This window comes from Paraburkholderia sp. BL25I1N1 (assembly GCF_003002025.1).
Lineage (GTDB): Bacteria > Pseudomonadota > Gammaproteobacteria > Burkholderiales > Burkholderiaceae > Paraburkholderia.
Genome location: NZ_PVZB01000001.1, coordinates 18,628 through 37,906 on the forward strand (window position 1 = coordinate 18,628; position 19,279 = coordinate 37,906).

General features: G+C 61.8%; 19 protein-coding genes and 1 pseudogene. 13 read left to right on the forward strand and 7 right to left on the reverse strand.

Annotated elements, in window-relative coordinates; translation table 11 throughout:
* Positions 1-27: 27 nt before the first annotated feature.
* Together B0G73_RS41825 and B0G73_RS41020 are read left to right on the forward strand one after the other, a co-directional pair.
* Positions 28-459 (forward strand): annotated as a pseudogene (locus tag B0G73_RS41825) (TniQ family protein); the annotation flags it as partial.
* Between the two features lie 117 nt (positions 460-576).
* A complete protein-coding gene (locus B0G73_RS41020) occupies positions 577-1,266 on the forward strand; it encodes a hypothetical protein (RefSeq protein WP_258193137.1) in 690 nt (229 codons plus the stop codon).
* 156 nt (positions 1,267-1,422) lie between these two features.
* Here B0G73_RS41020 and B0G73_RS00090 read toward each other — a convergent pair whose 3' ends face one another.
* From B0G73_RS00090 to B0G73_RS00100, 3 genes are all read right to left on the reverse strand, one after another.
* Positions 1,423-2,733: an SUMF1/EgtB/PvdO family nonheme iron enzyme gene (locus B0G73_RS00090; RefSeq protein ID WP_106276795.1), complete on the reverse strand. Its 1,311-nt coding sequence runs from the start codon at positions 2,731-2,733 to the stop codon at positions 1,423-1,425.
* A 130-nt stretch (positions 2,734-2,863) separates the two neighbouring features.
* Positions 2,864-3,667 (reverse strand): helix-turn-helix domain-containing protein, encoded by an 804-nt coding sequence (locus tag B0G73_RS00095; protein WP_374956989.1) that lies wholly within the window; start codon positions 3,665-3,667, stop codon positions 2,864-2,866.
* Between the two features lie 255 nt (positions 3,668-3,922).
* Positions 3,923-4,390, reverse strand: a complete 468-nt coding sequence (locus B0G73_RS00100) for a universal stress protein (RefSeq protein WP_106276798.1) — start codon at positions 4,388-4,390, stop codon at positions 3,923-3,925.
* A gap of 289 nt (positions 4,391-4,679) precedes the next feature.
* Between B0G73_RS00100 and B0G73_RS00105 the strand changes: the two genes are divergently transcribed.
* Positions 4,680-5,369, forward strand: coding sequence for a FadR/GntR family transcriptional regulator (locus B0G73_RS00105; protein ID WP_106276800.1), 690 nt, complete (start codon positions 4,680-4,682; stop codon positions 5,367-5,369).
* A 177-nt stretch (positions 5,370-5,546) separates the two neighbouring features.
* Here B0G73_RS00105 and B0G73_RS00110 read toward each other — a convergent pair whose 3' ends face one another.
* Positions 5,547-6,140 carry an acyl-homoserine-lactone synthase gene (locus B0G73_RS00110; RefSeq protein ID WP_106276802.1) on the reverse strand — a complete coding sequence of 198 codons (594 nt, stop codon included), beginning with the start codon at positions 6,138-6,140 and terminating at the stop codon, positions 5,547-5,549.
* A gap of 152 nt (positions 6,141-6,292) precedes the next feature.
* Between B0G73_RS00110 and B0G73_RS00115 the strand changes: the two genes are divergently transcribed.
* Positions 6,293-6,610 carry a hypothetical protein gene (locus B0G73_RS00115; protein ID WP_106276804.1) on the forward strand — a complete coding sequence of 106 codons (318 nt, stop codon included), beginning with the start codon at positions 6,293-6,295 and terminating at the stop codon, positions 6,608-6,610.
* Here B0G73_RS00115 and B0G73_RS00120 read toward each other — a convergent pair.
* Positions 6,594-7,298, reverse strand: a complete 705-nt coding sequence (locus B0G73_RS00120; protein ID WP_106276805.1) for a LuxR family transcriptional regulator — start codon at positions 7,296-7,298, stop codon at positions 6,594-6,596. The genes B0G73_RS00115 and B0G73_RS00120 overlap by 17 nt on opposite strands.
* Before the next feature lie 885 nt (positions 7,299-8,183).
* Between B0G73_RS00120 and B0G73_RS00130 the strand changes: the two genes are divergently transcribed.
* The 6 genes from B0G73_RS00130 (at position 8,184) to araD (ending at position 15,323) form a co-directional block, all read left to right on the forward strand.
* Positions 8,184-9,125: an SMP-30/gluconolactonase/LRE family protein gene (locus tag B0G73_RS00130; RefSeq protein WP_106276807.1), complete on the forward strand. Its 942-nt coding sequence runs from the start codon at positions 8,184-8,186 to the stop codon at positions 9,123-9,125.
* A gap of 239 nt (positions 9,126-9,364) precedes the next feature.
* Positions 9,365-10,534 carry an extracellular solute-binding protein gene (locus tag B0G73_RS00135; protein WP_106276808.1) on the forward strand — a complete coding sequence of 390 codons (1,170 nt, stop codon included), beginning with the start codon at positions 9,365-9,367 and terminating at the stop codon, positions 10,532-10,534.
* Between the two features lie 89 nt (positions 10,535-10,623).
* On the forward strand, positions 10,624-11,703 hold the full coding sequence (locus tag B0G73_RS00140) for an ABC transporter ATP-binding protein (RefSeq protein WP_106276810.1): 1,080 nt from the start codon (positions 10,624-10,626) through the stop codon (positions 11,701-11,703).
* Positions 11,700-12,578: an ABC transporter permease gene (locus B0G73_RS00145; protein ID WP_106276812.1), complete on the forward strand. Its 879-nt coding sequence runs from the start codon at positions 11,700-11,702 to the stop codon at positions 12,576-12,578. Before B0G73_RS00140 ends, B0G73_RS00145 begins: the two co-directional genes overlap by 4 nt.
* Positions 12,578-13,516: an ABC transporter permease gene (locus B0G73_RS00150; RefSeq protein WP_106276814.1), complete on the forward strand. Its 939-nt coding sequence runs from the start codon at positions 12,578-12,580 to the stop codon at positions 13,514-13,516. The genes B0G73_RS00145 and B0G73_RS00150 overlap by 1 nt, the downstream gene beginning before the upstream one ends.
* A gap of 46 nt (positions 13,517-13,562) precedes the next feature.
* Positions 13,563-15,323, forward strand: a complete 1,761-nt coding sequence (gene araD, locus B0G73_RS00155; protein ID WP_106277644.1) for an L-arabinonate dehydratase — start codon at positions 13,563-13,565, stop codon at positions 15,321-15,323.
* 102 nt (positions 15,324-15,425) lie between these two features.
* On the opposite strand, the gene B0G73_RS00160 is transcribed toward araD, so the two are convergent.
* Positions 15,426-16,031: a short chain dehydrogenase gene (locus tag B0G73_RS00160; RefSeq protein ID WP_106276816.1), complete on the reverse strand. Its 606-nt coding sequence runs from the start codon at positions 16,029-16,031 to the stop codon at positions 15,426-15,428.
* A gap of 216 nt (positions 16,032-16,247) precedes the next feature.
* A complete protein-coding gene (locus B0G73_RS00165; RefSeq protein ID WP_106277646.1) occupies positions 16,248-16,700 on the reverse strand; it encodes a DUF3005 domain-containing protein in 453 nt (150 codons plus the stop codon).
* A 323-nt stretch (positions 16,701-17,023) separates the two neighbouring features.
* On the opposite strand from B0G73_RS00165, the gene B0G73_RS00170 reads away from it, so the two are divergent.
* The 3 genes from B0G73_RS00170 (at position 17,024) to B0G73_RS00180 (ending at position 19,276) form a co-directional block, all read left to right on the forward strand.
* A complete protein-coding gene (locus B0G73_RS00170; protein WP_106276818.1) occupies positions 17,024-17,257 on the forward strand; it encodes a hypothetical protein in 234 nt (77 codons plus the stop codon).
* 127 nt (positions 17,258-17,384) lie between these two features.
* Positions 17,385-18,311, forward strand: a complete 927-nt coding sequence (gene epsC / locus B0G73_RS00175) for a serine O-acetyltransferase EpsC (RefSeq protein ID WP_106276820.1) — start codon at positions 17,385-17,387, stop codon at positions 18,309-18,311.
* A 143-nt stretch (positions 18,312-18,454) separates the two neighbouring features.
* Positions 18,455-19,276 (forward strand): AraC family transcriptional regulator, encoded by an 822-nt coding sequence (locus B0G73_RS00180; protein WP_106277648.1) that lies wholly within the window; start codon positions 18,455-18,457, stop codon positions 19,274-19,276.
* Positions 19,277-19,279 lie beyond the last annotated feature (3 nt).

A 19,279-nucleotide genomic window follows, 5' to 3' on the forward strand; every position in this document is an offset into this window, starting at 1 on the left:
AGCCAATCCCTTGTCATTGAACAACCAGTGCCTGAATTGGGCCGGTCGCGACCTACGCAGACAAAGCTGTATGGCCTCGCACCAATTGGTGTAGGAACCGGGCAGTGCGAAAGCGTTTATAGCTATATCCGACGCCTGGCATTCGCCCACGGAGTGCCGCTTAGCGATCTTCGCCGATACCTTTTTGAACTCGCAGGCGCAAACCTCCCAAGGTATCCATCGACGATCCCATTTCGCGGGAGCTGCCCGTGGTTTCTTCCCACGCTTGCCATGGCGACAGGCAGGCAAGAGCTGGTGGGTTGTTCCCTTTACTCACTGCTCGACGACTTCCGTATGCGCTATGAAAGCCAAAATACCTGGGTACGTGTATGTCCGGCGTGTGTTGTTGATAGCCCGTTTCCGAACGCCTGGGGTAGAGCGATTTGGAGAATTCCTTTAGTACACGCATGCCCGACACATCGCATAAGACTAGTTGAAACAAAATGCTTTGAACGCAGGAAGGTGGATAAATTTGCTAACCGTCGCCCTTCTGTCCCTGGAGTTTGTCCGAGGTGTGGGTCAATCTCATACCGTTGCATGTCGCTGCAAACGCCCGCGGCGTCGCGGCACGAAATGTGGGTTGCAACACAAATGGCGAACCTTGTTGCGGCTGTGTCCGGGGGCCACGTATTCGACACCAATAGCGTCCGTGATACCGTTCGTGAACTACTGGCTGACCGCTATGGCTCGGTAGAGCAAGCAAGTATCCAATTGGAATGCAATCAGAAAACGTTTACGGCTCAGGGCCTTCCGGGTCGACTGTCGATTGATCTGTTGGCGTATATCTGTATGTCCACAGGCTCGGATTTAGTCGCGCTGCTAGAGGGCCGGATTGAGTCGGCGGAGCGGTTAGAAAACGCGGATTTCCTTGGTACCAAAGAGGTGCACGCGGACCCACCTCTAGATGTAGAACGGGCGCTTCGTGCTGCTGTTCGCTCCAAAAAGCCATCTAGTCTGAGCGGATTTGCACGTTCCGTTGGCCTGAGCTCTGCCCAACTTCGCAGGTTTTACCCTCAGTTGGCCGAGAGTCTTGTTCAAGCTCGCGAGAAAGCAAAACTGGAAGCGTTTGACTCGCTTGTTGAGACGCTCAAGGCGCTGAGAGCCGATCTTGAGAAGGATGGCCGCGAACTGACTGTGAGGACCGCGACCAAGCAAACCGGCAAATTTTTTTTCCCTACGAGCGAAAATGCGAAACTCCTCAAGTTAGTGCTTGACGAGGATATCTGAATCGCTAGTCTTGTAGGAAGCCCGCTGCGACTGCCGTTCGAGCGGGGCACCCGCTTGAAGAGTTCGCTCGTCGATTTGGCTAAAGCAAAAAGGCGCACATTTTTGCAATAAACCATAAGAGCGTCAAAGCGACCCGATTTATGCTTTATTTGTCAATCACCTCACACACCGAAATCCCGCATACACATACTGATAGTGCGGCTGGAACCAATTCCGGAAAGCCGGCCGTAGCATGCACTGCGCGGTGCGTGCCGAACCGCCTTTGATCACGTAGTGCTGGCCGTCGAAAAAGTTGGCCGAATAGCCCAGATAAAACGGAAAAGCTTCGAAGCCAGGCAGCGCGTCGAACACCGTCGAGGTCCACTCCCAGCCGTTGCCGAATTGTCCTTCCACGCCGAACGCGCTGACGTTGTCCGGATACTCGTCTACCGGTCGCGGATCCCAACTGCGAAAATCGAAATTTCCCGACGCGGCGTGCGGCGCGCCTTGTGCCGCACGTTGCCATTGCGCCTCGGTCGGCAATGCTTTGCCTGCCCAGCGTGCGTACGCATTGGCTTCGGCGTGGCTCACATACGCGGGCCAGTCGAGCGGCAGCGGCACCTCGTCGAACATGGTGCGAAATGTCCAACCGCTAGCCTGGCCGTCTGCATCGTGCCGAGACCAGCACGCGGGATGCTCGATGTGCTCGGCTTCTTTCCACGCCCAATCCTTCTCCGACCACCACTTTGGTTCGCGATAGCCGCCTGCCTCGATGAACTCGCGGAATGCGCCGTTCGTAACCATATGGCGGTCGATTTCAAAGGCGGGCACCTCGACCTGCATTTCGCCGAACTCGTTGTCCCAACCGAAACGTCCACCGTCGCGCGGCATGCCGAGTACGGTTATGCCGGCCGGTACGCTGACCATCGACGACAATGCGTCCCGTGGTTCCCCACGCGTCACGACGGGCTCGCGCAATTCCGTGACCTTCTGCGCAAGCGGCAACTGATGGAGCATGTACGCCAGCGTTTCAGCATGCATCAACCGATGCTCGATCGCCACGTTCAACAATTGCTCCGAAGCGTCGGCCTGGGCACCGTTACGGTCGAGTTGCGCGGCGTGTGTCAGTGCGTCGAGCTCACGGTCAATCTGCTCGCGCGCACGCGAGCCGTAGCCGCGAACGACGTCGAGCGACGGCCAGTCACTCGGTTGATCGGTCGGAAAACCGCCGTCGACGGGATCGATGCCGAAGGCAAAAAGCTGGTCGAGATGTGGATCGAACGCCGGCAGATCGCACAGGCGCTGATCGAACAGATTACGATCGAAAGCTTCCAGATGGCCGATGTAAAACACGATCCGGTGACGCTCGCGGATCGGCCGTTCATACAGAAACTCAGGTTTGACGATGGAAAACAGTGCGTCAGTCACTTGACGCGCTTCGATCAGCCGCTGCACGAGCGGGTGATGCGGGGCGGGGTCGCGATTCATTTCGCCGGGTCTCCTTGCGGGGGAGGGACTAAAGACTGTACCCGCTCGCAGGAGCCATGCCAAGACGAAAGCGCGTGAAAAAGGAGTGCACGAGGGACGGCGGCGGCGCGGGCCGTCTCCCGCCGCAAGCCTAGACTTGCTGCAGACCGTCCAGATCGACGATCCGGATGTGCTTGCCCTGTGTGTCGATCAGGCCGCGCTTTTGAAATCTTGACAGGGTGCGGCTCACGGTTTCGAGCGTCATGCCTAGGTAGCTGCCCATGTCCTCGCGTGTCATGCGCAGATTGAATTCCGCCGACGAATAACCTCGCCGCGCGTTCCGTTCGGAGATGTCGAGCAGGAATGCCGCGACCCGTTCGTCCGCGGAGAGCGAGCCGAGCACCATCATCTGCGCGGCTTCGCGGACGATCTGCTCGCCCAGCAGCTTGTGCATGCGTTCCTGCATCGAACTGATTTCGCGGCACAGCGACTTGAGCGCGGTGTACGGGACGATGCAGACCGTGCTGTCTTCGAGGGCGAGCGCGCTGCAGGCGTGCACGTCGTCGCTGATGCCGTCGAGGCCGAGCGCTTCGCCCGCGAGCCGCAAACCGGTGACCTGTTCGCGGCCGTCGCGGTGCGCCATGACGGTTTTCATCGAACCGGAGCGCACGGCGTAGATATTGTCGAAGCGGTCGCCGCTGCGATACAGCGCTTCGCCGCGATGAACGGAGCGCGCGGAACAGATGAGCGTTTCGAGTTTCATCAGTTCGTCGGGCGACAAACCTTGGGGCATGCAGAGCTGCCGCATGGCGCAACTCGAACAGCGAGCGGCGGAACGCGCGCTTGCCCTTGACGGCGCCGCGCGACGGCTGCCGCGCACCGGCAACGAACTTGCCGCGGAGGCTGCGGGTTCGGCAGTGCCGGCGAAGTGCGTAACAGCGATAGGAGTGAGCATGTTCTGCAGCCAGTGGTGGGGTACCGACAGATTGTCCCATCTGCCGCGTTGCCCGCTTCGCGTCAAAATGACACGTTCGGGCAGTCAGGCGTGTTGAGCAATGTCACACCGGCGTTCGTGAATTTGTTGATGGACTGCGATGAAGGGTGAGCGGGCAAGCCCGGCTCATACCCTGGCAGAAGGAGATTGTTTTGCTGATTGAGCGCGCGCGGTCGATACGACAGGCAGTCGCATTGCGCACCAGCGCGGCGCTCATCAATCCGTGGCGCCGGACTTGCCCGCTGCGGACGGAATGAGCAGCACGGGCAGGCTCGCCTGCCGCACGCAGCGCTCGGCGACGCTGCCGAGAATCAGGCGCTGAAAGCCGCGTCGCCCGTGCGTGCCCATGACCAGCAAGTCGGCGTTGAAGTCGGCGGCAGCTTTGAGCACGACCACGGAAACGTCGTCGATCGTGGATGCCTCGCTTACCACCAGGTCGCCTTTTACCCCTTGCTCGGTCATGGCCTTGGCGAACTCGGCGCCGAGTTCCTTGCCCTCCTCGACGAGGCGATTGCGCAAGACGGACGGGTCGTAACCGGGCGCTTCGAAATACATGGGTGTGTTCTCGACCACATAGAACGGCTGTAGGACCGCGCCGCTGGATTTGGCGAGCGCGAGCGCTGCTTCGAATGCACGGCGGGAGGTGTTGCTGCCGTCGACCGCTACAAGAATGCGTGTGTACATTTCGACTCCGCGTCTGAAGGATCCGGATGCCGCAGCTGTTTTCAAACGCTGGGCGCAATGACGATCATTGCTGATGCAAGCCTTCATGATCGCCGAAAAACATGCGCTCCACCTGGATGTAAATCAAACTCTTATCAAATTTTTCGATTGCGCCGGCTGGTTCAGCAAGCGCCGGAGGGCAAGCGTCGACGGGACTTTGGTCCCATTCGCAGCGCATATCCGCGTCCAAGGCAGAGCGAGGTTTGCCTTACAATTACAGTCTATTCAGACAAGTTGCTTCGATCCGCTGATGAACGAGCGCAAAACGACGGGCTTGCCCGACAAGATCTACGGCGACATTCTTAATCGCATTGTCGAAGGCGAGTACAGGGAAGGTGACCGCTTGCCGACCGAGCATGCGCTGGCCGAGCGTTTTGTGACGTCCAGGCCGACGGTGCGCGAAGCTCTGGCGCGCTTGCGGGCCGACGGCATCATCATGACCCGGCACGGTTCGGGCACGACGGTGGCGCGCCGGCCGGACCCGGACGTGCGCCGCTTCGCCCCGCTCGAAACGCTGTCCGATATCCGTCGCTGCTATGAGTTTCGCATCGTGACAGAAGCGGGCGCCGCGGAGCATGCGGCGCTCAAAGCGGATGCCGACGACATTGCCGCCATCCAGCACGCTTGGGACCAATTGGAACGGATCGTCGAGACGCAAGGGATCGGCGCGAAAGACGACTTTATGTTCCACCTGGCGGTGGCACGTGCGTCGAAGAACCCGTTTTTCATCACGGTCATGTCGTTCATCGAGGAGCAGATCCTGTTCAGCATGAACCTGTCGCGCAATCTTTCGCTGGTGAAGACGGTGGCGCGGCAGCGGCTCGTGCAGGACGAGCATAGGGCTGTGCTCGACGCGATCCGCCGCAAAGATGCGCGAGGCGCTGCGAACGCCATGCGGGCGCATCTCGAGAACGCGCTCGAGCGCATGTTCGGCTCCTGATCCGCCGCCCGCTCTCGCCGCGCGCCAGGGCTGCGGCGAGTTGTCGAGCCACTCGGCCAATGCGATCCCAAGGCGCTTTCGCGCGGCGTTTAACCGCCACTTACACGGCAGCGAACCGGCCGCGCGATAACAGCCGGGCAGCAGTCAGGCTGCAACTAAAGGGCAACCAGGCGAGCGCTACGCAGCAACGGCCATCGGTCCGAACAGCGCGGTACGAGTCTTCGGACTCACGGCGATATCGAGTGCCACCGCTCGTTCCACGCCGATCTGCAATGGCGACCCGAGCCGGCTGACGTCGATGCCGGTCTTGCGCAGCAGCCGCTCGATCGGCGTCGTGGTCACGGTGACATACCGCGTGATGCCCATATGGTCGGCGAACGTCACCAGTTCGTGGATGGCCTGCATGGTCAAGTCCGCAAAGCCGAACGATTGCTCCTCGCCGATGGTTTCGATAGCGAACCGGCTCAATTCCCAGATGTGCCGCCCCACCGGCGCCGCGGCGCCATGCAGCAACTGCGGGAAGGTGTCTTTCAGCATATTCGGGCCCTCGGTCGGCATCAGGCGCCAACAGCCGCGCACTTGTCCGTCGTCGGCCTGGATCAGCATGTAGTGCGGCCCGAGCGCGTCATAACCGTCGATCTCCATGCCCGCGATGGTCGGAATTTCCCATCCGAGCCGCCCATGAAACACCCGCGCCCGCAGGCGGTACATCTCGTTGATATCCGCGTTGTCGAATTCCTGACGCATTCCAATCCGGATTGCTGTTTGCATGACGTTCTCCTGAACGTGTTGGGGTACCCAATACGCAAGAAAACTTATGCATTTTGAATGTTTCTGCCACCTACCTACCTGGATAGGTGTGCATGCTTATCGGGTAACGCAAAATTCGAGACAAGCACTGCACTTAACCGACAGGACCGAAAATGGAACTCCTCGAAAATCATTGGCAACCGCAAACCGGCCTTCAAACCCGCCCGGCGGAGCCTTCCACGGCAGTGGACCGCGTTCTGATCATTGCGTACCGCAAAAAGAAAAAAGAAAGCCAACGCCGCTTCTGGGCCCGCTTCGGCGTAACGCAGTCGCGCGGCAGCCGGTTCGAATCGGGCGCTGAAATCCCGGCGCCGGTCTCAATCCTGCTGGGTCTGTATTTCACCAAAACCGTTTCCGACGCCGATCTGGGCCGCGCCGAGCGTGTGCTGTACAGCCGCGACGCCGCCGCCTTGCTCAACCCGGGTCAATAAGCCCGAGTTGCGCTGCGATCACGGCCGCCGCACGCCGCGAATTCACACCGAATTTCGTTCTGATGTTCTTCATGTGGAAGTTCACCACGGCTTCCGAACAGTTCAGGATGTGGGAGATTTCCCAGGTGGATTTGCCGCGTGCGGTCCATTTCAGGCATTCGCGTTCGCGCGGCGTCAGTTTGGGCATTAAAGACTGAGCGTGCGTATTCAAATGCCGCTGGCTCGTGTCGATTACCAGGTCGCGCAATAACACCAGATTCGGCAATGCCACGTTGATATGGCGCCAGAATTCATCGTTGGGATTGTTGTCGTTAACGAAGCACATCATGCCGGCTTCCTGGTTCGGCCCGTGAATCGGCAATGTCACGCCGGAGCGCAATCCGTGCGAACGGGCTTCCTCGTACATGGAAAGCTGCGCCGCGGTCGTGAAAATGTCGGGCGACCAGATCAGCGGCGTGGCGCGTGTCGCGCAATGCGCGACGGTCGGGTCGATGTGAACCAGTCCCTGCTCGTCATAAGTACGGCGCCACGTGGGCGCGTACGTGCTGCGCACATAGGCGTCTTCCAGGCGAATGGTCGGACGCGGCAGCATGGCGATCAAAAGCCTATCGAAGCCCCACGTCTCGGCGAGGCCCGCGATTGCACCGAACCATTCCGTTTCGTCGGCGGCGTTCAGTAGCGGTGCCATCTGCTCGATAAAATGTAGCGACAATTTTCACTCTCTCAGGCTCGCAAACATCCCGTTGCGGTTAATTGCGGTACGGCATTCCGTCCGGTGGTTTTTATCTGCACAATCTATCACCAAAATTTATTTCGCAAAGCGAGAAGTGAATTCTAAACAATGCCAGGCACGGCGCTTTGGTGAGAATGCGAATGAACCGCTCTTTGTAACTGATTTCTTTGATCGAATTAACATTCACCGATCGTTTATGTGGGTAATTTTCTCGTAGTAGCTGTTTTGATGCCATTCATTGGCAGCATTATTGGAGGCATTCCAATTAGCGGCGGCTGCCAAAATTCCGGTCAAAATCGCACTGATTGCCTATCTTGTATGTCCGCAGGTAGGACGGCTGCCGCGAGATAAACGCCACTGCGATGAGCTGTATTGTCATACAAAAGCGGCACGACGTAGTTTGCAACGTCCGCACCTCGCGCGAAGATTCGCCAGACTGTGCTCGTCGCCAGGTTGTTTGACAACATTCTCAGCCCAGCGCTACCGCTCGTGCATCTGCGCGAGTTCGGTCACGCCGCATGAACCGCCGACGCGGAAGCATTGTGCGGCGCACGGTCCACGCGTTGCTGCGAGCGGTCAAAACCGGCGATCGCGAGACGGCGCAACGTCTTTACGACACATTCTTGCCGCTCGAAACTTGTGCGACGACATCTCACTGATCCCCGTGCTCCACAACGCCGTGACGTTTCCAGGATCGCCGACGTCGGGCCGATTTTGCCGTTGCTCAGTTCGACGCCACCCGAGCATCGTGCGAAGATCGAACACGCCGCGCGGGTGCTGCTCGCGTTGGAGCATGAATTCGCGCAAGCCGACCCCTACCTTGAGCCTTGAACCGCCAGCATGACCGACAACACCCGACGCTATCCCGATCCCTCCATCCGCGTGCTCGATCCGCGCTTCAAACCGTTGATCCTGGCCTCCGCGTCCGTCGAGTGCCTGTATCAGGGCGCGCGCTGGTCCGAGGGCCCGGTCTGGTTCGGCGACGGCCGCTATCTGCTGTGGAGCGACATTCCGAACGACCGCATCCTGCGCTGGGATGAACCAAGTGGCACGGTGTCGACCTTTCGCCAGTCGTCGAACAATGCCAACGGCCACACGCGCGACCGTCAGGGCCGCCTCGTCAGCTGCGAGCATCTGACGCGCCGTGTCACGCGCACCGAATACGACGGCTCGATCACCGTGCTCGCCGACCGCTATCGCGGCAAGCGCTTCAATTCGCCGAACGACGTCGTCGTGAAATCGGACGGTTCGATCTGGTTCAGCGATCCGACCTTCGGCATCGAGAGCTTCTATGAGGGCGAGCAGCAGGAGTCGGAATTGCCGGCGTGCGTGTACCGCATCGACGGCCAATCTGGTGAAGTCACCGTCGTCGCCGATGACGTGCTCGGCCCCAACGGCCTGGCGTTCTCGCCGGACGAGTCGGTGTTGTATATCGTCGAATCGCGCGGCGAGCCACGCCGCAAAATCCGCGCGTTCGACGTCGACAACAACGGCGGCGCATTGTCGAACAACCGCGTGCTGATCGACGCTGGTCCGGGCACGCCGGACGGCTTTCGCGTCGATGTCCACGGCAATCTGTGGTGCGGCTGGGGCATGGGCACCGACGAGCTCGACGGCGTGCGAGTCTTCACGTCGCAAGGCGAGCCGCTCGGCCACATTGCGCTGCCGGAGCGCTGCGCGAATGTATGTTTCGGCGGGCGGCATCGCAACCGGCTGTTCATGGCGGCAAGCCACGGACTCTATTCGCTCTACGTGAACACGCAAGGCGTGCAAGGCGGCTAGTTGCCTGACAAGTCGTCGTCAGAGCTCGTGTTCGGCTTCGGGTTTGCCCTCGGATGCAGCGCGCAAGCCATTGAGCGGCAAGGATTCATCAGGAAAACCGCGGTTTTCGGGGGCCGGTTGCCGCCACGAGTATTGGCTTGACATCAGCTGTCCCGCTTCGCTATGTTCCATTGGTAGAAAGACACCGCCAGCAGCGCATTCGACCGGCGGATTTCCATACCAAGAAGCGAGGAGACGCAATGACTGTTTCAGACAGGTTGGCGCTCAGGCTGGTGTCCGTATGTCTCGCGGCGAGCGCCGTTTTCGCATCCGCCGCGCACGCGGCCGACCCGGTCACGCTCAATATCGTCGACGTGGCCGGCGACCTTCAACTCACGCAAAAGGGCTTCGAGGCCTTCAAGGCGAAGTATCCGAACCTCGTCGCCAATCTCACCTTCACCAATGCGCCTGCGCCGCAGTTGCCCGGCAAGATCAAGGCGATGCAGGCCGCCGGCCGCTCCGATATCGATCTAGTGCTGACCGGCACCGACGCGCTCGCCGCGGGCATCGAACAGGGTCTATGGATGAAGCTGATGCCCGAGAACGCGGCGGCGTTCCCCGGCGTGCTCGACAAATACGCGCCGGGTCCGCGCAAGATGCAGGATCTCGCGCAAGGCTACGGGCTCGAAGTGGCGTATATGCCTGCCGGCCCGCTGCTCGAATACAACCCCGCCAAGGTCAGCGACCCGCCGAAGACACCCGAACAATTGCTGCAATGGTGCAAGGCGCACCCGGACAAACTGATCTACGCACGGCCGGCGAATTCCGGTCCGGGCCGCACGTTCCTGATGGGCCTGCCGTACGTGCTCAGCGACAAGGATCCGCAGGATCCGATTCACGGCTGGGACAAGACGTGGGCCTTTCTGAAGCAACTGAACGATTGCATTCCTTACTATCCGGGCGGCACGTCGGCGGTGATGAAGGAGCTTGGCGAAGGCACGCGCGACATGACCGTGACCGTGACGGGCTGGGACATCAATCCGCGCGCGCTCGGTATTGTGCCGGCCGAATTCCGCGTGCAGGCGTTCGACAACATGACGTGGGTGAACGACGCGCACTACATGGTGATTCCGAAAGGCGTGCCGAAGGAAAAGCTCGACGTGCTCTACAAGCTGATGAACTTCATGCTCGAGCCGGCGCAGCAGGCCATGACCTATGACGACGGTTATTTCTATCCCGGTCCGGCGATCAAGGGCGTGAGCGTCGAGCAGGCGCCGGCGCACAGCCAGGACGTGCTGAAGAAATACGGCCGGCCGGAGTACGCGAAGCTGCTGGCCGAGCGCCCGCACGTATTGCCGCTGAATGCCGCGGCGATGGTTGCGGCTTTCAAGAAATGGGACACCGAGGTCGGCGCGCAGAAGACCAAGTAGCTTCCGCTCCCGCAGTGCACGCACGCATGCCGTCTCGATCCCCACGTGATCTATGACGGCGTGCGCCTCGCGCGTATCAGGAAACCGCCATGAAGCATCACTTTGAACAGTTGCGGCTCGACTCCGTGAGCCGCAGTTTCACGAATGCGGAAGGCCAGGCGATCGCGGCACTGCGGGGACTCGATCTGACCATCCAGCGTGGCGAGTTCATCGCGTTGCTGGGGCCGTCCGGTTGCGGCAAATCGACGGCGCTCAATTGCATCGCCGGATTGCAGCCGTTGAGCAGCGGCGGCATCTGGCTCGACGACAAACGCATCGACGTGTTGCCGCCGGAGAAGCGCGGTTTCGGCATGGTGTTTCAGAACTACGCGCTGTTTCCGCATATGAGCGTGCTCGACAACGTCGGCTTTGGTTTGAAGATGCGCGGCATCGGCAGGAGCGAAGCCGTGCGCCGGGTGCGTGAAGCGTTGCAACTCGTGCAACTCGTCGGGCACGAGCGCAAGCTGCCTGGACAACTGTCCGGTGGCCAGCAGCAACGCGTCGCGATTGCGCGCGCGATCGTGATCGAGCCGCCGCTGATCCTGATGGACGAACCGCTGTCGAATCTCGACACCAAGCTGCGCATCGAAATGCGCGCGGAGATTCGCCGCATCCATAGCCAGCTCGAGCGCGCGACGCTTTACGTGACGCACGATCAGGACGAGGCGCTGTCCATGGCCGATCGCATCGTCGTGATGAGGGAGGGCGTGGTGCAGCAGGTCGCCACGCCGAAAGAGGTCTATACGCGGCCGCAGAATCTGCACGTCGCGCGCTTCATGGGCTATCGCAACGTGGCCGAGTTCGAACTCGAAGGCACGCAAGGCGAAGGCGTGCTGGTGAGCGCGAACGGTGTGCGTCTGCTTGGCACGCCAATGGCCGGCTTCAACAGCAAACGCGTGAGCGTCGCGCTGCGTCCCGAGGATATGGAGCGCGCCGCGCCCGGCGCGGAGAATGCCTTCCATGCGTTGGTGACGACCGTCGAATACGGCGGCCGCGATTCGCTGCTGCACGTGAAGACGGCGTTCGGCGATATCTGGGCGCGCGTCGGCGGAGAATTCGAAGAGGGCGAGCGAATCAGCTTGCGGGTGCCGCCGTCGCGCACGCTCGTCTACGACGCGGAGACGGCATGAACACGCCCACGCTGTCGCCGCCGCTCGCGCCGCGCGACGCCAAGGCGTGGCTCGTCGCGCCGGCGTTGCTGTTCATCGTCGCGTTGTTCATCTATCCGTTCGCGTACGGTCTGGTGCTGTCGTTCCGGCCGATGAACGGCGGTGGCCTCTGGGCCAACTATCTGGCCTTTTTCACCGACACGTCGATGTGGCCGACGATTTTCGTCACGCTCAAGCTCTCGGTGCCGGCCACGCTGATCAACGTGGGCGTCTCGGTGCCGGTGGCATTCGCGTTGCGCCGCTACTCGCGCTATCAGAAGTTCGTCACGACGCTGCTGGTAATTCCCGTAACCCTCGGCACCGTGTTGATCGCGGACGGCATGCTCACGTACTTCGGCCCGAACGGATGGTTTCCGCAAGCGCTCCACGGCCTGCATCTCTATGCGCGCGAAGTGCGCCTCACGCATAACTTCTGGGGCGTGCTGATTTCACTGATCGTGTCGGGCTTTCCGTTTGCGTTTCTCTTGACGCTGTCGTACGTGACCGGCATCGACCCGACGCTCGCGGCCGCGGCCGCGACGCTCGGCGCGAGTCCGTGGCAGCAGTTTCGCCGCATCTATCTGCCGCTGCTGGTTCCGGGGTTGACGATGGCGGCGTGTCTGTCGTTTGTGCAGGCGTTTTCGGTATTTCCGTCGGCGGTGCTGCTCGGCGCGCCAGCCGGGCCGACGCGCGTAATGTCGATCGCCGCCGCCGAAGCCGCGTTCGAAAGTTACGACTATTCGCTGGCGTCCGCGATCGCGATGGTGATGGGCTTCGTGCAGTTGCTGGTGGTTGCCGCGCTGCTCGGCGCGCGCCGCTTCTTCTACAGCGGTCCGGCCACCGGAGGCAAAGGCTGATGACGACCGATCATCGCGCGGCGCAGCCTTCGTGGTCCGCGTCGGCATCAAAGGATCACGACGACGGTGCGCGCGAGCCGGATAAGCGCACCGGTCACACCCGCCAGCGCACCAGCGTGCCAGGCCGCGTCTGGCGCGTGCTGGTGTGGGGCGCGATGGTGTTCTTCCTCGTCAACGTGGTGCTGCTGATCGCGACCGTGGCGGTCAATTCGGTGGCGACGCGCTGGTTCGGCACCTTGTTGCCGCAAGGCTTCACGCTGCATTGGTATGCGCAGGCGTGGAGCGACTTCCAGTTGGCGAGCGTATTGTGGGTGACCGTCGAGGTAGTCGGCGCAGTTGTGCTGCTGTCGGTCCTGCTCGGCGTACCGGCGGCGTATGCGCTCGCGCGTGTGCAATTTCCGGGCAAGCGCATCGCGACGCTGATCTTTTTGTTGCCGCTGATGGTGCCGCCCGTCACGTACGGCATTCCCATGGCGACGGTGATGTACAAGGTCGGTCTGGCCGGCACGCTGAGCGGCGTGATTCTGGCCAACCTGGTGCCGGCGTTGCCGTTCGTGATTCTCGTGATGACGCCCTTCATCGAACAGATCGATCCGAATCTCGAATCGGCGGCACGCATTTTCGGCGCCAACACGTTCCGCTATTTCCGCTATGTGCTGCTGCCGCTGCTCGTGCCCGGCATGCTGGCGGCGGGCTTGCTGGTGCTGGTGCGCACCATCGGCATGTTCGAGCTGACTTTTTTCACCGCGGGTCCCGCGACGCAAACGCTCGTGGTCGCGCTGTACTACGCTGTATTTTCAACCGGCGTGCGCGCGCCGCAATCGATCGATGCGATGGCGATGATCTACATGGCGATCACGCTGATCTGGGTGCTGATCGCACTGCAATTCGTGAGCCCGACGCAGATCGTGTCGCGCGTGAAGGAACAGAAGCGCTGAAGGAAGTCCCCTTCGGGGTACGGCGAAAGACATCGTGGAGCTGACGTTGACGAAGAGAAAGAAACCCGAAGAACTGCGCAGCCATCGCTGGTACGGCGTGAACGATCTGCGCTCGTTCGGCCACCGTTCGCGCACCGCGCAAATGGGCTACGACCGCGAGGAATACGCCGGCAAACCGGTCATTGCGATTCTCAACACGTGGAGCGAGATCAACGCGTGCCACACGCACTTCAAGCAGCGCGTGGAGGAAGTGAAGCGCGGCATCTGGCAGGCCGGTGGCTTTCCGGTCGAACTGCCGGTGCAGACGCTTTCCGAGCCGTTCCAGAAGCCCACCACGATGCTGTATCGCAACTTCCTCGCCATGGAAGCCGAGGAAACGCTGCGCTCCTATCCCGCCGACGGCGTGGTGCTGATGGGCGGCTGCGACAAGACCACGCCCGCTTTGCTGATGGGCGCGATCTCGATGGACCTGCCGGCGATTTTTCTGCCCGCCGGCCCGATGCTGCGCGGGAACTGGAACGGCACGACGCTCGGCTCCGGTTCCGACGTCTGGAAATACTGGGCCGAATTGCGCGCGGGCACGATCACGCAAGACGACTGGCAAGGCCTGGAAGGCGGCATTGCGCGCTCGCCTGGGCACTGCATGACCATGGGCACCGCGTCGACCATGACGAGCGCGGCTGAAGCGCTCGGCTTCACGCTGCCCGGTTTCGCGTCGATTCCCGCCGCGGATTCCCGTCATGCGCAGATGGCGGCGAAAACCGGCATGCGCATCGTCGAGATGGTGTGGGAGGACCTCAAGCCCTCGGATCTGCTCACCGCGGGTTCTGTCGACAACGCCGTGACCACGTGCCTCGCGCTGTCCGGTTCGACCAACGCGATCGTGCACATGATCGCGCTCGCGCGCCGCGCCGGCATCGAGTTGACGCTCGATCGCTACGACGACATCTCGCGCCACACGCCGGTGTTGGCCAACGTTCGTCCGACCGGTGCGTATCTGATGGAGGACTTTTTCTATGCGGGTGGTTTGCGGGCCTTGCTCGCCGAATTAGGCGAGCTGATCGACCGTTCGCAGAAAACCGTCAACGGCCGCACGCTCGGAGAGAACCTGGAAGGCGCGGAAATTTTCAACGACGATGTGATCCGCCGGCGTGACAAGCCGCTGCTGCCCAATAGCGGGCTCGCGGTGCTACGCGGCAATATCGCGCCCGACGGCGCTGTGATCAAACCCGGCGCCGCCGAACCGCTTCTGCTCGTGCACACCGGCCGCGCGGTAGTGTTCAAGGACTATCACGACATGGCCGCGCGCATCGACGACGAGGCGCTCGATATCGACGAGAACTGCGTGATCGTGCTTCAGCATGCCGGACCGGTCGGCGCTCCGGGGATGCCTGAATGGGGGCAATTACCCATCCCGCGGAAATTGCTGCAGAAAGGCGTGCGCGACATGGTGCGCATATCCGATGCGCGGATGAGCGGGACGAGTTACGGCGCGTGCGTGCTGCATGTCGCGCCGGAGTCGTTCATCGGCGGGCCGTTCGCGTTGGTGGAGAGCGGCGACATGATCGAGCTTGACGTGCCGCAACGCAAACTCAACCTGCTGGTGACGGATGATGAACTCGCGCGGCGCAAGGCCGCGTGGGTCAAGCCGGCGCCGCGTTTCACGCGCGGCTACGGCGCGATGCATCAGGTGCATGTGATGCAGGCCAATCAAGGCTGCGATTTCGATTTTCTGCAACGCCGCGGCGCGCAAGCGGCCCCGGATGCGGACGCCGCGAACAACACGGGCGAGCCGGAGATTCACTGAGTCGGCGAGGGCCGCCTGGAGCGTGAAACGGCCGCTGCGGAGCGGTGCCAACACGCAGAGAAGGCGCGATGCGGCTCAAGCGCATCGCGTGAATCCTTCACTTCAATAGCCGACGCGATACACGCGACCAGTCTGCGCGCTTTCCACGCTGCGCAGATAGGCCATCGCCGCGCGCTGCGCCGTCACCGGCTCGAAGCCGCGGAAGTAGGGCGCATAAGCGTCCATCGCTTCGGTGAGCACGGTTGGGCTCACCAGGTTGATGCGAATGCCGCGCGGCAATTCGATCGCCGCGCCGCGCACGAAACCTTCGAGTGCCAGATTGACGGTGGTCGCGCTCGCGCCTTGCAGAATCGGTTCGTCAGCGAGGATGCCGCTTGTCAGCGTAAACGAGCCGCCGTCGTTCACATATTGCTGACCCGCGAGCACCACGTTGATCTGGCCCATCAGCTTGTCGCGCAGGCCGACCCAGAACTGCTCGATGCTCATCTCGGGGAGCGGGCCGAAATGCACTTTGCCGGTCGCGGTGACAACGCCGTCCACTTTGCCGATCTCGCGAAAGAGCCGCTCGACACTCGCCGGGTCGGTGCTGTCGACGTGGTATTGCCCGCGCGTCGCGCCTACTTCGATCACTTCATGGCGCGCCTTCAGTTCCGCGCTCACCGCCTGGCCCAGCGTGCCGGTGGCGCCGATCACGACGATCTTTTTCATCTGCTGCTCCGTTGAAGGTTGACGTGCCGTTGATTCTGCCGATGTTTGGCAGACGGAAACAGCCTCGTCCACGCGCAGGTCCTGCAACCCTGAGTTTCTAATCGAAGTAAAAGCGCGCACCGTGAATCAAACGGTGCGCGCTTCGCAATACACGGATTAATTAGGGTCCGCGCGAGACTTCAAACGTGCAGGCAAATGTGAAGACTGCGCGAATGTTTATTTCACCCGATGTAATTCGATCAGCCTGGTAGGGCGCAAATGATTAAGGGCGTAATGAATGCGGCCGCGGTCCTGCCGGCTGCCGACAGGCCGCGGATCGTCGTATAGATGATCCGCCGAATACGCGCCCTGCGGCGCGACCATGCCTTTGTCGATCACCGTGTAGCCCGGTTCGAGCGCGAGCAGCAGATGATTGCCGCCAACCCGGCTGTCGAAGCCGGCCATGCCGTCGAGCGACTCGGGCACGCTGTTCGTGAGGGTCGCATTGCTGGTGGTTATTTCGTCGGGCGAGATGGGGCTGTGTCCCGCTATGCGTGCGGCTTCGAGGTTTTTGCCGTCGGTGTCCACGGTGCTGTCGTGGGTGCGGTCGTTGTGCAATTCCGCGGTGTTCTTGCGGCTCGTGGCCGCCGGTTGTGTCGCGTTTGCTGGCTTGTTGATATCGCTGTTCATCATGCATTCTCCTTTGAAGAGGACATGGTGTGACATGCAGCAAAACCCGTTCCGCCTCGCACAAACCCTGATTCACCTGCCTTCATTGCGCTTTGTCCGCGGTGGCATGCGCGGGTGGCGAGTGAGGTATTCGGCTGGCGATTGCGTCCGCGATTCTTTTCGATTTTTTTAATGGACGCGTATTTTCTACAGAGTATGATCTTACTCCGACGAGCGAAGCGCGGTTAAATTGGAAGACATTCGGTCCGGCTATATCTTGATGGCCGGCAGCACCGTCTGCGCGCCACTCAAAACATTTTACGGGGCCGTCAGGGCGGTGACACATGCACTTCGATGCTGCATTCACACATCGCGGCTATTTGTTAAATTGCGCACCCGCGCGCGCGAGCGATGGCACTTGGCAACCTTACGTAGTCATCTCCCGCTCGAGCGACGGCGAACTGGTCGCCAATCGTTTTTTTCCCACCGAATTGCGCTTTTGCGAGGAAGCGGCCGCCATCGCCCATGCGCGCGATTGGGCGGTGCGCTGGATCGACGCGAGCAGCGTGACCATCTGAGCACGCCTCCGGCGGGTCATGGCGCGTAGGCTCCGCCGTCGAGCAGGGCTGCGCGAGCCGCGGCAAAACGCGGTAATCTCTCGGCATAATCACTTCGAACCGTGCTCCCGCGCGGCGCTGTCCTTTTATGCCTAACGTGCCTACCCAGAACTGGGGCCTCGAACAGATCGTCGCCGACTTGCGTGCGTCGCGTGAACAACTCCATCGCACGCGGCATCCGCTCGGCATTCGCGAGTTGCCGTCGCGCGAAGCGGTGATCAACATCGTTGCCGGCCTGCGCGCGGCGCTGTTTCCCACGCATTACGGCGCGCCCGATCTGACCGACGAGACCGTCGACTATTACGTCGGCCATACGCTTGAAAGCACGCTGCGGCTGCTCGCGGAACAGATTCGCCGCGCCTTGCGTTTTTTGCCGGAGTTCGGCGAAACGCCGGACGCCGATTTGCAGGCGCGCGCGTTCGGCATCGCGCGTGAATTCGGCACGCAATTGCCGGGCATCCGCGCATTGCTGGTCAGCGACATTCAGGCGGCGTTCACCGGCGATCCGGCCGCACAGCACATCACCGAAATTCTGCTTTGCTATCCGGGCGTGTGGGCGATGACGCATCATCGCCTCGCACATGCGCTGCATCGCCTGGGTGTGCCGTTGCTGGCGCGTTTCATCAACGAGATCGCGCACTCGGCAACCGGCATCGACATTCACCCGGGCGCGACGATCGGGCCGAGCTTCTTTATCGACCATGGCACGGGTGTCGTGATCGGCGAGACGGCGATCATCGGCGAACGCGTGCGCGTGTATCAGGCCGTGACGCTCGGCGCGAAGAGTTTCGCCGCGGACCTCGACGGCACGCTCGTCAAGGGCAACGCGCGCCATCCGATCGTCGAGGACGACGTCGTGATCTATGCCGGTGCGACGATTCTCGGGCGCGTGACGATCGGGCGCGGCTCGGTGATCGGCGGCAACGTGTGGCTCACGCACAGCGTGCCGCCGGGCAGCAGTGTGTCGCAAGGCAAGATCCGCGAGGGCGAGCGGTCCGACGAGGGGCGGCAGTGATACGCGGCCGGGTTCCCGCGTGGCCGCGTGTCCTCATGCAAAGGCGAGCGTGCCGACAACTCGCGGCGGCGATGCACGGCCCGGCTTGCGAATCGTCGCGTGTGCCGATGCGTGAACGTCTCTTTAGCTGCTAAGCGATGACCATGCCGCGTGGCCGCGTCCATATGCCTCGCTGCGCGATTGGCGGCGTCGAAGCCACGGTGGCCGAGACCGCGCATACGTTTCCGCGTCACTCGCACGACCGCTTCGGTGTCGGCGTGATCGTCAGCGGCGGGCATCGGTCGGCGAGCGGACGTGGGCTCGTTGAAGCGCGCGCCAACGACGCGATCATGGTCAATCCCGGAGAAGTGCACGACGGCAGTCCGCTCGACGAACGCGGGCGCGCGTGGCGCATGTTGTATTTCGAACCGTCGATGCTCGTCACGGCCGCGAGCGAGCTGACCGGCGCCGCGGCGCGCGAGCTCGAACTCACGCAGCCGGTCGCGCACGATCCTTTGCTGAAGCGTCTGTTCGAGCGGCTGTTCGTTGTCGCGGTGGAAGCGCCTATCGTGCCGGATGATCTGGCGCGCGAGGAGGCGTTGCTCGAACTGCTTGGGCACGTCGTGCGCATTCATGCCACGCGGCCATCACGCTCCCGGTCGACGGATGCGTCGGGTCCGATTGCGCGAGCAAAGGCACGCATCGACGACGACCCTTCTTCACCTCTCACGCTGGCCGATCTCGCCGCCGACACCGGCATGAGCCGTTTCCAGTTGTTGCGCGGTTTCGCGCATGAGATGGGTCTGCCGCCGCACGCGTACCGAATGCAGCGTCGCGTGGTGCTCGCCAGACAATGGATCGCGCGGGGCGCGACGCTTGCCGATGCGGCTGCCGCAGCGGGCTTTGCCGATCAGAGTCATATGACGCGCGCGTTCGTGCGCCTGCTCGGCGTAACGCCCGCCAACTACGCGGCTGCGCTGCGCTGAGGT